The organism is Salifodinibacter halophilus, assembly GCA_012999515.1.
GTDB classification, from domain to species: Bacteria; Pseudomonadota; Gammaproteobacteria; order Nevskiales; family Salinisphaeraceae; genus Salifodinibacter; species Salifodinibacter halophilus.
Map to the genome: position 1 here is coordinate 886,984 of JABEEB010000001.1, position 11,947 is coordinate 898,930.

Below are 11,947 nucleotides of genomic sequence, written 5' to 3' on the forward strand. Positions count from 1 at the left end.
GGATCAGCGGATAATTCGAGCATCTGCGGCCTGATACGCCATGCTATGCCAATAGCCAACACGCTCTTCGCGTGCCGAATTATTCCGCCTCCAAAGCGCTTATCGACAAGCTATCCTTGCCATTTTGTGACATCCATGAAAAATGGCCTTGCATCCTTTGATGGGCACGAGCATAAAGAAACCATGGAATTTTCTATTTTCGAACAATTCAAGGAGCTGGTGGCCGCCGGCAATGGCTTGATCTGGGGTTCCTTACTGATCTACCTGCTAATTGGCGCAGGCCTGTACTTCACCGTCATAACGCGCGGCATCCAGTTCCGTTACTTCGGGCACATGTTCAAGCTCATGCGCCATTCACGTAGCGCCAGTGGCATCTCCTCGTTCCAGGCCCTTTCCACCAGCCTGGCCGCCCGGGTGGGCACTGGTAACTTAGCCGGCGTGGCGGTCGCCATCTCTCTCGGCGGGCCGGGCGCTATCTTCTGGATGTGGATGACGGCTCTAGTAGGCATGTCCACCAGCTTCGTCGAATCCACCCTGGCCCAGGCCTACAAGACGGACCACGGCGACGGCACCTTCCGCGGCGGCCCCGCCCGCTACATCGCCCAGGGACTTGGGCAACGCTGGCTGGCAGCGCTGTTTTCCATCTGCTTGATCATCGCCTTCGGCCTGGCCTTCAACAGTGTGCAGTCCAACTCCATCGCCCAAGCCATGGAGCAAGCCTTTGCTTTACCACCCTGGGTGGCTGGCGTAGCCCTGGTCGTCGCGGTAACACCAATTATCTTCGGTGGCCTGAAGTCCATCGCCCGGGTGGCTGAACTGATCGTACCGATGATGGCTGCCATCTACCTGTTGCTGGCCATCGTGGTCGTATTGCTCAACATCAGCGAGCTGCCGGCAGTCATCACGACCATTTTCAAAAGCGCCTTCGGCTTCAACCAAGCCGCTGGCGGTGCCGTCGGATATGCCATCTCTCAAGCCATCATGAACGGCATCAAACGCGGCCTGTTCTCCAACGAAGCGGGTATGGGGTCGGCCCCGAACGCCGCCGCCACCGCATACACACACCCGAACCATCCCGCCACCCAGGGCTTCATCCAGATGCTCGGCGTCTTCTTTGACACCCTGGTGATCTGCACTGCCACCGCCGCCATCGTCATCATGGCCGGCCCGGGAGTATTCGCCGGCAATGAAGCCAACGGCATCCAACTGACTCAGATCGCCCTCTCGAAGCAAGTCGGCGACTGGGCCAGTATATTTGTCGCCGTGGCAATCCTGCTGTTCGCCTTTACGTCGGTGATCGCCAACTATTCCTATGGCGAGACCAACGTGGAGCATCTCGTCGGCTCCAGATTCGCGCCCGGCGCCATCCTGATCTATCGCCTGGCAGTTCTGGCGATGGTGATAATCGGCGCGGTAGCCAATCTTGGGGTGGTTTGGAGCTTCGCCGACCTGTCGATGGGCATGATGGCGCTAATCAACCTTGTGGCGATCCTGCTACTCTCACCGGTAGCCTTCACGCTATTCCGCGACTACGAGCGCCAGATCAAGGATGGCCTGGATCCCACCTTCGATCCACAGCGCTTTCCGCGACTGAGTCACCAGGTCGATCCCGATGCTTGGCCGTCGTCGCGCACCGACAACACTTAACCCTGCCGCCATGGACGCCACGCAAGAATCGTGGCGTCCATGGCAACACCTTGATAGGCAGGCGCCGTTACGGCCGGTTCGGCGGTTTGAACCAGCTCGCGGCTGGTTCTCGGTAGACGAGAAATAACCCGACAACGCCGGCCACGAATTGCAATAATGTCAGCGTGCCGATTACTGGCATGCGCTCGATATGGGTCATGACGATTGGCAATTGCGGTGTAATGCCAACTAGGAAGAGCACGAACACGATGCCGCGGGCCCAGCTTGTCTGCTTGGCGATGTAGATATTAGCCAGTGCAATCAGGCCGAATACGGCCAGAAAAGAGACGATGGCCACGCCATGCTGTTGCCCTTTCGCCGGTACGAGCAATGTTATTGCCAGTTTTGGAATGGCCAGGCCAATCATTGCCCAGAACAGCCATAGTGCCCGGGTCACCGAATGCGGGCGGCTCATCATGTGACTCGTATGCGTCGTATTCATTTCACCGTATTCACTATCACCATTGAACAAGCTAGCACTCGCTGTGAGCTCGCTTATCAACGGCTCATTGCTTGTCGCTGTAGCTGGCTATGTTTAGTGCTTGATACCACCTTTTGTAAGCTCGGCCGGGTCCAGCAGGCGATCAAGTTCAGCGTCGCTTAGTTCAGTCTGCTCGCGGGCAAGCTCCTTGATTGGCCGGCCTTCTTTATAAGCTTGTTTGGCGATCGCCGCGCCCTTGTCATAACCGATAACCGCATTCAACGCAGTAACTAGAATCGGGTTTTTGGCCAATGTGTCGTCGATGTTATCCCGATTGACGGTTAAACCGCTGATGACTTTGTCGGCCAATGTATTGCTGGTGTTGGTCAGCAGCTCGATAGACTGAAGCAAATTATAGGCCACCACCGGCAACATGACGTTCAGTTGAAAATTGCCGGATTGACCGGAGACGGTGATGGTGCTGTCGTTACCGATGACCTGGGCGGCGGCCATCGCCGCGGATTCCGGAATCACCGGATTAACTTTGCCGGGCATGATGCTGGAGCCTGGCTGGAGCGTGGGCAGTTGAACCTCCGATAGGCCTGCGAGCGGCCCGGATCCCATCCAACGCAGGTCGTTGGCGATTTTCATGATTGACACCGCTGCGGTCTTGAGCTGACCGGACAGCTCAACCGCGGCATCTTGTGACGACAGACTTTCGAAGTTGTTGTCGCTGGGCCGGAATTCACAGCCGGTCGTCTCGGTCAGCGTTTTCGCGATGCGGGCACCGAACTCTGGGGGCGCATTAATGCCAGTGCCGACGGCGGTGCCGCCCTGCGCGAGGCCACGTACACGCTCGAGTGTATCGACCACACGCTTACGGTTGGACTCGATCTGCGCGGCCCAGCCGCCCATCTCCTGATCGAAACGCACAGGCATGGCATCCATGAGATGTGTGCGCCCCGTTTTAACTACGTCAGCCAGTTCGTCGCCCTTGCGCCGCAGCGTATCGCGAAAGTGTTCCAGCGCCGGCAAAAGTTGTTTTTCACATTCGATCACCGCGGCGACATGGATCGAGGTCGGAATCACGTCGTTGGAGGATTGCCCCATATTGACGTGGTCATTCGGATGCACCGTATCGGCGCCGACTTCGCTGGCCAGATGCGCGATGACCTCATTGGCGTTCATGTTGGTCGATGTGCCCGAACCGGTTTGGAATACGTCGACCGGGAAGTGGTCATCGTGGTCGCCGCGTGCCACGGCGTTGGCCGCGTGGATAATGGCTTCGGCGGTGTCGGTATCCAATAGGCCGAGGTCGCGATTGACCTGCGCGGCACTGGATTTGATCAGCCCCAACGCGTTGATCTGGGCACGCGGCGCACGCAGGTTGGAGATTGGGAAGTTCTCGACCGCACGCTGGGATTGTGCGCCCCAGAGGGCATCGGCCGGGACTTGCAGCTCGCCCAGGCTATCCTTTTCGGTGCGCGTATTGTTGGTGTCGAATTCGCCATTTGCCATCAGGCTCTCCTCGCTGGTTTAGGTGTGTCGCGCGACCGCGGCATGTTTCGTCCCGCAATATAACTTAGCGTCGTTTCATTTTGCCGTGGCGAGCCACCCATTAACTTGGAGTTTGGCGTGTGCCAGATCGGTCAACGGCGGAAAAATCCTTTAGAATTCGCGGCGTCCTGCCGCTTACGCAATCATGCCAACAATGAGCCTGCCCCTGAACGCGCTGACCGCCATATCACCAATCGACGGCCGCTACGACCGCAAGACCCAGCGTTTGCGCGCAGTCGCCAGCGAATACGCGCTGATCCGCTACCGACTAATCGTCGAAATCGAGTGGCTGCGCACACTGGCCTCCGAGCCCGAAGTGGCCGACCTCGACGCGCTGTCGGCGGACGCCGACGCACGGCTGGATACGGTGCTCGAACACTTTGATGTAGCCGAGGCCGAGCGGGTCAAAGCCATCGAGGCCGAGACCAATCACGACGTCAAGGCCGTGGAATATTACCTGCGCGAATGCGTGGCCGACCACGCGGAGCTGGCCACAGCCAGCGAATTCTTCCACTTCGCGGCTACATCCGAAGACATCAACAACCTGGCCTATGCCCAGATGCTGGCCGACGCGCGCGACAACCATGTGCTGCCGCAGGTCGACGAGGTTCTGAACGCCGTGCGTCAACTAGCCGATAACTCGGCATCGATGGCCATGCTGGCCCGTACCCACGGCCAACCTGCCTCGCCGACCACACTCGGCAAAGAAATGGCGGTATTCGCGACCCGCCTCGAGCGCCAGCGTGAACAATTCGCAGCGATCGCCATCCTCGGCAAAATGAACGGCGCCGTAGGCAACTACAACGCCCATCTGGCCGCGTATCCCGACGCCGACTGGCCCGCCATCGCCGCCCAGCTCATCGAGCGGCTCGGGCTGGCACCAAGCCCGATCACCACACAGATCGAGCCGCACGACTTTATCGCTGAGTATGCCCACGCGCTGGCGCGCCTGAACACGGTGCTCACCGATTTCTGTCGCGATATTTGGGGCTATATCTCGCTCGGCTATTTCCAACAAGCCAGCGTCGCGGGTGAAGTCGGCTCGTCGACCATGCCGCACAAGGTCAATCCGATCGACTTCGAAAACGCCGAAGGCAATCTAGGCGTGGCTAATGCGCTACTGACACACTTCGCCGAAAAGCTGCCGATTTCACGCTTCCAACGCGATCTGACCGACTCCACCGTGCTCCGCAACTTCGGCGTCGCCATCGCCCACGGCCACCTGGCCTACGCGTCGACGCTGCGTGGTCTGACCAAGCTGGCACCCAACGCCGACCGGATCGCCGCGGATCTCGGCGACAACTGGGCTGTGCTGGCCGAGGCCATCCAGACCGTGATGCGCGCTCGCGGCGTCCCAGGCGCCTACGAGCAGCTAAAAACCCTGACGCGTGGTCAGACGATCGACGCCGACGCCATGGCACAGTTCATCGCCGGCTTAGACATCTCCGACGCCGATAAACAACGCCTGGCCGCGATGTCGCCGGCAGACTACACCGGCAACGCCGAGGCGCAAGCGCGCGCATTGGCAGCGCGGCGCAGCTGACCGTGGACGTGCTCGACACCATAGAGGCGCGGCGCTCGACGCGGCATTTCGACCCCGAGCACCGCATGAGCGCCGCCGAATTCGACGCGCTCATGCACTATGTGCGCTGCGCGCCGACCGCTTTCAATATCCAGAACTGGCGCTTTGTCGCGGTCCAGGACACCGAACTACGCGCCGAAATCCGGCAAGCGGCCTGGAACCAACCGCAGATCACCGAGGCATCGCTGCTACTGGTGCTCTGCCTGGATCTGAAAAGCTGGGCCAAATCGCCCCATCATTACTGGCGCAATGCGCCGCCGCACGTCGCCGAATCGATGGTGCGCCAGATCGAGCATTTTTATCGCGACGACGCACAACTCCAGCGCGACGAAGGCATGCGCTCCTGCGGCATCGCCGCCCAAACCGCCATGCTGGCGGCCAAGGGCCTCGGTTATGACTCGTGTGCGATGGACGGTTTCGACTTCAAACGTGTCGCCCATCTGATCAACTTGCCACCAGACCACCGGATCAGCCTGATCGTAACGATCGGCAAAGCGGTCAACCCGCCTTATCCGCGCAGCGGTCCAGTAGCCAACGCCGACGTCGTCTTTCGCGATACATTTCCCGACGTTTAACGCCGGACACCTGGTTACATTTCCGGTTTGATGACTTCGGCGTCGGCAATCCGGGCGCGTGCCGCATCATCCACACGGATACTGGTCTGCGTCTTGAAATCAAACCAGACAGTCGCCGTCTCAAATGTCGCGAACAGCGTGTCGTTGTCAGCGCCAAAAAGCGCCTGCTCGAGCGCCATGCTGGAGCCGCCAATACGCGCAACCCGCGTACCAATCACCACCTCGGCCGGATAGTGAAGCTGGCGCTGGAAGCTACCGCGCAGATCGGCGAGGATCGGCCCGACCGACCAGGCGTTCCGATCGGTCCCTGCCAAACGATGAAAATAATCGATCCGCCCATCTTCCGCGTAGCGGAAAAACACTGTGTTATTAACATGGCCGAGCGCATCCATCTCGCCCCATTTAACGCTGATCGGCAAAAGAAAAGAAAAATCGGCCTTAGATGGTGTATTCATAATGGCGATACCCAGAGAATGAATTCGACGCTACCCTATCACCATACGCCATCGTATTGACAGCCGCCCCGAATTGGCCGAAGCTGATCAATGTGGAAGGAAGGCAATGACACATGAACAACAAAAAAACGACTCCCTCGACCTCGCGCACACTGAGCGCCGAGGACTGGGCGCTTGCCGCGCTCGATGAAATGGCGGACCACGGCGTCGACGCTGTGGCCGTGGAAGCGCTCGCGCGCAGGCTCGGCGTGACCAAGGGCAGTTTCTATTGGCATTTCGCTAATCGCGAAGAGCTCATAAGCGCCGCGCTGGTGGCATGGGAGCGGCGTGAAACCGATGTTTTGCTAGAACGTGCAGCAGCTGAAGCGAATCCCGCTAACCGTATCCGTCGCCTAATCAGCGAAGTCAACGCCTCGCGCCGCGCCAGCCGACTCTATCTCGCATTATCGACCGCAACGCGCCCGACGCTGGTGCGCGAGTGCGTCAAACGCGTGGCCGATCGGCGCTTCGAGTTTCTGCGCACCTGCTATCTCGCGCTCGAACACGACGAGCAGGCTGCCCACGATTGGGCGCTAATGACCTTTTCGGTTTTTCTCGGCTCGCTGCAAGCCCGTCACGATCTACCTGATCAGTGGCCCCCCGCTAACAGCGAGGATTTTGACCGCTATGTCGGTTTCCTGACGGACCAACTCGTGCCGGTGCCCGCCGATACCACGACGCACACGCCGGGATCGGCGACCGGATCGACGCCCGACCCATAAAGCCTAACGGAGTCTACTGCCATGATTGGACTGATCGCTTTTCTCATCGCTGTCGCGGGATCCTGGGCACTGTCCTATTTCGGTGCCGGTATTGTCGGCTGGACCGCGGGCATCGTCGGCTATTTCCTAGTAGCTTGGCTGGTCGGCGCAATCGGTTGGCTCGCCTTCGTCATCGCTCTGGTTCTATTTACACCGATTTTGGCTGCACTGGGGGTGCCCGGTATACGGCGCAAACTGCTAACCAGTCAGCTATTTGAACGCTTCAAGGTCATCCTGCCGCCGATGTCGGCGACCGAGCGCGAGGCATTGGAAGCAGGTAGTCCGTGGTGGGAAGCCGAGATGTTTTCCGGCACGCCGGATTGGCATTATCTGCTGAACTTCCAACGCACCGAGTTGACCGACGAGGAGCAGGCGTTTCTCGACAACGAGGCCGAGCAGCTCTGTGACATGGCCGACGAATGGCAGATCTCGCACGAGTTGAAGGACATGCCGCCCGAGGTCTGGCAATTCCTGCGTGAAAACAAATTCTTCGCCATGTTGATCCCCAAGGAACATGGTGGGCTTGGGTTCTCGTCGGTCGCTCAATCCACGATCGTGGCCAAGATCGCCACGGGGTCACTGACCGCGGCCACAACCGTAATGGTCCCGAACTCACTCGGCCCCGGCGAACTGCTAGTTCGCTATGGCACCCGGCAACAACAAAACCGCTGGCTCCCGGGGCTGGCCGATGGCAGCGAAATCCCCTGTTTCGGCCTGACGGGGCCAGAGGTCGGCTCCGACGCCGGCGCACTACCCGACCGCGGCATCGTCTGCGAAGGCCAATATAACGGCGAAACCGTACTCGGTATAAAGCTAACTTTTGCCAAACGCTGGATCACGCTGGCACCGGTCGCCACTGTTATTGGATTGGCCTTCAAACTCTATGACCCGGACGGCCTGCTCGGCGACGCCAACAAGACCGAGTACGGCATCACCTGTGCCCTGATCTCGGCCGACGAGCCAGGTGTGACGATTGGTGAACGCCACTACCCCGGGGCTTTCATGAACGGCCCCATCGAAGGCAGCGACGTCTTCGTGCCGCTGGATGCAATCATTGGCGGCCGCGAAAAAGCCGGCGGTGGCTGGCGGATGCTGACCGAATGCCTGTCGGCCGGGCGCGGCCTCTCGCTACCGGCGCTATCTTCGGCAGCCGCTAAGGGCAGCTATCGCATGACGGGCGCATTTGCCCGCATCCGGCGCCAATTCAAACTGCCGGTTGGCAAATTCGAAGGCGTCCAGGAAAAAACCGCGCGTATTTCGGGGCTGAATTACAAAATTGAGGCCGGACGGCTGCTGACCGCCAGCGCGGTCGATCACTGCACCCCGGCGGTCGTCACGGCCATGACCAAATACCATCTGACCGAATGGATGCGCGAATCAGTCAACGCCTCGATGGATGTCCATGGCGGCCGGGCCATCCAACGCGGTCCGCGCAACTACGTTTGGTCCTCGTACGAAGCCATTCCAATCGGCATCACTGTCGAAGGCGCCAACATCCTGACCCGCAGCCTCATGATCTTCGGCCAGGGGGCGATCCGGTGCCATCCGTTTGTGATCAAAGAGATGGAAGCCGCAGCGCGCGACGACCTGGCCGAGTTCGACACATTGTTATTTGGCCACATCCGCCACAGCGTGGCACGCGGCATGCGAGCGTTCACTCATGGCCTAACCAACGCCTGGAGTGCGCGCTCGCCGGTGACTGGTGAGGCCGCTCGTTACTATCGCCAATTGACACGTTATTCGGCTGCACTGGCGATTTGTTCCGATATCACGCTCGGCACACTCGGCGGTGCATTAAAGAAAAAGGAAATGCTCTCCGGCCGACTCGGCGACATACTCTCCGAGCTTTACTTCGGATCCGCGACGCTGAAATATTTCTACGACGAAGGTTCGCAGGACGACGACATCGACCACCTGCATTATGTGATGGCTGATTGCCTGCACAACATCGAGCAGGCATTCGACGGTTTCTTCCGCAACTTCCCGGTCACGGGCCTTGGCGGCCTGATGCGCTTCATGGTCATGCCCACGGGGCAGCATCATCATGGTCCGAGCGACCGGCTTAAAAACAAGCTCGGCACCGCGATCATGGAACCATCGGCATTCCGCGACCGGCTGACCAAACACACCTACCTCGGCCACGGGCAAACCCACCCAACCGCGCGCATGGAGCGCGCGTTCAACAAACTGGTCGAGGTCGAACCGGTCTACAATAAGTTCACCCAGGCACTTTCTAACGGTAAGATCAACGGCTGGGACCTCGAAGAGCAACTGGCATCGGCCATTGCGACGGGCGTATTGACCGAAACCGAAGCCGAATCGGTACGAACCTACGACACACTTCGCTACGACGCCGTGCTAACCGATGCATTCACCTCTGAGTACATTAGCGACCCGTTGCATCACGACCACGTCGATACACGCGCCAACTCGCGCGTTGCCTAGGGCGACATGGCCGAGGCGTTACTCGAAGCGGCATTCAAGGCCACCAGCTACCGGGTTGCGCTCGGAGCGCGTGAGATAAGCGTCACAATCGGCGGCGGCTGCCCGTCGATACTCGCAACCTGGTTTTGCCAACACGGCTACCGATTGGGCTGGCTCATTAGCGCCTACAACCCCGGTGCTCAGGCAATATCGACAGCACAAAACCGACACCGAGACGCCGCACTACATCGAGCTACGCGGCGTCTCGGCACGGCGTGGCTGGCGACACGAGCTGTCGACCCAGCCCAACACTGGCCGGACGAGCCCGGGGTGCTGATCGGCGGCATCAGTCAAACGAAAGCGCGCCTACTCGCTACGCGTTTCGGTCAAGCGGCGATCGTGGCGATCGGGCCCTCGCGCCGAACACGGCTGATCTGGCTCAGCAGCCACTAACCCAAGGGGCAGACCAGCCGGTGTCAGCGGTCGCTGTGACCGAGTTCGCGCGCCGGCGCGACCCGGTCGCGGATATGCTGCTTGATGGTTTTCGGCGCCGGGAAATCGCCGACTTCGGCACGGCAAAACACTCGCTCGGCATCCAGCCACACATCGAAAACCCCGGCGTCGTCGGGCACGAGCGCGATCTCGGCCAGATCTGCCTCGAAAGTCTTACCAATCTCCTGAGCCATCCACGCCGCACGCGTCAGCCAGCCGCAACGCGGGCAGTAATGGATCGCCAATCGCGGTTGTTCAATGCCTGACATCATCGCTTACGTATCGGCCTGTGCCAGCGATTTTCATTTGCGGTTTGCTGCATCGCAATACGCCCCCACATTCTCTAAAGAGCAAGCATTGTGAATGGCGCAAGCAACTAACACGTCGAGTTCCGGCCACTGCGAACGCATTTGCCAGACGCGTTATACTATTTGAATCGATCAAGATTGTGAGAGCTCGGTATGGCTACGACCTCCGAAGACGTTGAAACACTGGTTGCCGACAGCGGCTATGCGGCCGGCTTTGTCACCGACCTGGAACAAGAAACAGTACCACCGGGTCTAAACGAAGACGTCATCCGCTTCATATCGAACAAGAAAAGCGAGCCACAATGGATGCTTGATTGGCGGCTGGAAGCTTACCGCCAATGGCAAACCATGTCGCACCCGACCTGGCCGCATGTTCACCACGAGCCGATCGACTACCAAAAGATCTCCTACTACTCGGCGCCGAAATCGGCCGAGGACAAACCGGATAGTTTGGAAGATGTCGATCCCAAGCTGCTGGAGACTTACGAAAAACTGGGGATTCCGCTCAAGGAGCAGGAAGTCCTAGCGGGCGTTAAAGGCTCAGAAAACGTGGCTGTCGACGCTGTCTTTGACAGTGTATCGGTGGCGACCACGTTCAAAGACAAGCTCGCCGAGGCCGGCGTGATCTTTTGTTCTATTTCGGAAGCCATTCAGGAATATCCGGAAATCGTGCAGAAGTACATCGGCAGCGTCGTACCGCGTGGCGATAACTTTTTCGCATCGTTGAACTCGGCGGTATTCACCGACGGCTCGTTCGTTTATATCCCGGAAGGCGTGACCTGTCCGATGGAACTGTCGACCTATTTCCGGATCAACGCCGAAAACACGGGTCAGTTCGAGCGCACGCTAATCATCGCGGCTAAGGGCAGTCAGGTCAGCTACTTGGAAGGCTGCACGGCCCCGCAGCGCGACGAAAACCAACTCCACGCCGCTGTGGTCGAGCTGATCGCCGAGGATGACGCCGAGATCAAGTATTCGACGGTGCAGAACTGGTACCCCGGCGACGAAAACGGCAAAGGCGGCATCTACAACTTCGTGACCAAGCGCGGCGACTGCCGTGGTGACCGCTCAAAAATCTCCTGGACCCAGGTCGAGACCGGCTCAGCCGTGACCTGGAAGTACCCAAGCTGCGTGCTCAACGGCGATAACTCCGTCGGCGAGTTCTACTCGGTCGCGGTTACGCGCGGCATGCAGCAAGCCGACACCGGTACCAAGATGATTCACGTCGGCAAGAACACCAAATCGACGATCATCGCTAAAGGCATTTCCGCGGCCCAGGGCGAACAAGCCTACCGCGGGCTGGTCAAGGTCGTGCCGGGCGCGGTCAACGCGCGCAACTTCACACAGTGCGATTCGCTGTTAATTGGCGATCAATGCGGCGCGCATACCTTCCCTTACGTCGAGTCGAAAAACCCAAGCGCGAAGCTGGAGCACGAGGCGACCACGTCGAAGATCGGCGAGGACCAAATGTTCTACTGCCAACAACGCGGCCTGTCGGAAGAAGATGCGGTCAACATGATCGTCAACGGCTTCTGTAAGGACGTATTCAACGAGTTGCCGATGGAGTTCGCCGTCGAAGCACAGAAACTGCTTAACGTCACGTTGGAAAACGCCGTCGGTTAAGCGCTTTATACGCAACAACCGCGC

Annotated in this window: 11 protein-coding genes; 7 read left to right on the forward strand and 4 right to left on the reverse strand. The window is 59.3% G+C overall.

Annotated elements, in window-relative coordinates:
* The first annotated feature begins 183 nt into the window (after positions 1-183).
* A complete protein-coding gene (locus tag HKX41_04005) occupies positions 184-1,647 on the forward strand; it encodes a sodium:alanine symporter family protein (GenBank protein ID NNC23316.1) in 1,464 nt (487 codons plus the stop codon).
* A 67-nt stretch (positions 1,648-1,714) separates the two neighbouring features.
* On the opposite strand, the gene HKX41_04010 is transcribed toward HKX41_04005, so the two are convergent.
* Both HKX41_04010 and HKX41_04015 read right to left on the reverse strand, forming a co-directional pair.
* The gene (locus HKX41_04010; protein NNC23317.1) at positions 1,715-2,158 is read right to left on the reverse strand and encodes a hypothetical protein; all 444 of its coding nucleotides are present in this window, start codon (positions 2,156-2,158) and stop codon (positions 1,715-1,717) included.
* Positions 2,159-2,221: 63 nt separating this feature from the next.
* Positions 2,222-3,625: a class II fumarate hydratase gene (locus HKX41_04015; GenBank protein NNC23318.1), complete on the reverse strand. Its 1,404-nt coding sequence runs from the start codon at positions 3,623-3,625 to the stop codon at positions 2,222-2,224.
* Positions 3,626-3,824: 199 nt separating this feature from the next.
* Here HKX41_04015 and purB point away from each other — a divergent pair, with 199 nt between their 5' ends.
* Positions 3,825-5,207 (forward strand): adenylosuccinate lyase, encoded by a 1,383-nt coding sequence (purB, locus tag HKX41_04020; protein NNC23319.1) that lies wholly within the window; start codon positions 3,825-3,827, stop codon positions 5,205-5,207.
* Entirely contained in the window at positions 5,204-5,821 is a 618-nt protein-coding gene (locus HKX41_04025) for a nitroreductase family protein (protein ID NNC23320.1), read from the forward strand. Before purB ends, HKX41_04025 begins: the two co-directional genes overlap by 4 nt.
* A gap of 14 nt (positions 5,822-5,835) precedes the next feature.
* On the opposite strand, the gene HKX41_04030 is transcribed toward HKX41_04025, so the two are convergent.
* Positions 5,836-6,276, reverse strand: coding sequence for an acyl-CoA thioesterase (locus tag HKX41_04030; GenBank protein ID NNC23321.1), 441 nt, complete (start codon positions 6,274-6,276; stop codon positions 5,836-5,838).
* Positions 6,277-6,389: 113 nt separating this feature from the next.
* Between HKX41_04030 and HKX41_04035 the strand changes: the two genes are divergently transcribed.
* From HKX41_04035 to HKX41_04045, 3 genes are read left to right on the forward strand one after another with little or no spacing between them, the layout of a single operon-like run.
* Entirely contained in the window at positions 6,390-7,037 is a 648-nt protein-coding gene (locus HKX41_04035) for a TetR/AcrR family transcriptional regulator (protein NNC23322.1), read from the forward strand.
* A 21-nt stretch (positions 7,038-7,058) separates the two neighbouring features.
* A complete protein-coding gene (locus tag HKX41_04040) occupies positions 7,059-9,521 on the forward strand; it encodes an acyl-CoA dehydrogenase (protein NNC23323.1) in 2,463 nt (820 codons plus the stop codon).
* Positions 9,522-9,527: 6 nt separating this feature from the next.
* Positions 9,528-9,953 carry a DUF3293 domain-containing protein gene (locus tag HKX41_04045; GenBank protein ID NNC23324.1) on the forward strand — a complete coding sequence of 142 codons (426 nt, stop codon included), beginning with the start codon at positions 9,528-9,530 and terminating at the stop codon, positions 9,951-9,953.
* Between the two features lie 23 nt (positions 9,954-9,976).
* On the opposite strand, the gene HKX41_04050 is transcribed toward HKX41_04045, so the two are convergent.
* Complete coding sequence (locus tag HKX41_04050; GenBank protein ID NNC23325.1) at positions 9,977-10,261, reverse strand: SelT/SelW/SelH family protein; 285 nt, start codon at positions 10,259-10,261, stop codon at positions 9,977-9,979.
* Positions 10,262-10,453: 192 nt separating this feature from the next.
* Here HKX41_04050 and sufB point away from each other — a divergent pair, with 192 nt between their 5' ends.
* On the forward strand, positions 10,454-11,923 hold the full coding sequence (sufB, locus tag HKX41_04055) for a Fe-S cluster assembly protein SufB (protein ID NNC23326.1): 1,470 nt from the start codon (positions 10,454-10,456) through the stop codon (positions 11,921-11,923).
* The last annotated feature ends 24 nt before the right edge of the window (positions 11,924-11,947 follow it).

Coding starts and splice junctions, on each gene's coding strand:
- HKX41_04030 (NNC23321.1), bottom strand. CDS start 6,276: ATGAATACACCATCTAAGGCCGATTTTTCTTTTCTTTTGCCGATCAGC.
- HKX41_04050 (NNC23325.1), bottom strand. CDS start 10,261: ATGTCAGGCATTGAACAACCGCGATTGGCGATCCATTACTGCCCGCGT.
- HKX41_04040 (NNC23323.1), top strand. CDS start 7,059: ATGATTGGACTGATCGCTTTTCTCATCGCTGTCGCGGGATCCTGGGCA.
- HKX41_04005 (NNC23316.1), top strand. CDS start 184: ATGGAATTTTCTATTTTCGAACAATTCAAGGAGCTGGTGGCCGCCGGC.
- sufB (NNC23326.1), top strand. CDS start 10,454: ATGGCTACGACCTCCGAAGACGTTGAAACACTGGTTGCCGACAGCGGC.
- HKX41_04035 (NNC23322.1), top strand. CDS start 6,390: ATGAACAACAAAAAAACGACTCCCTCGACCTCGCGCACACTGAGCGCC.
- HKX41_04045 (NNC23324.1), top strand. CDS start 9,528: ATGGCCGAGGCGTTACTCGAAGCGGCATTCAAGGCCACCAGCTACCGG.
- HKX41_04015 (NNC23318.1), bottom strand. CDS start 3,625: ATGGCAAATGGCGAATTCGACACCAACAATACGCGCACCGAAAAGGAT.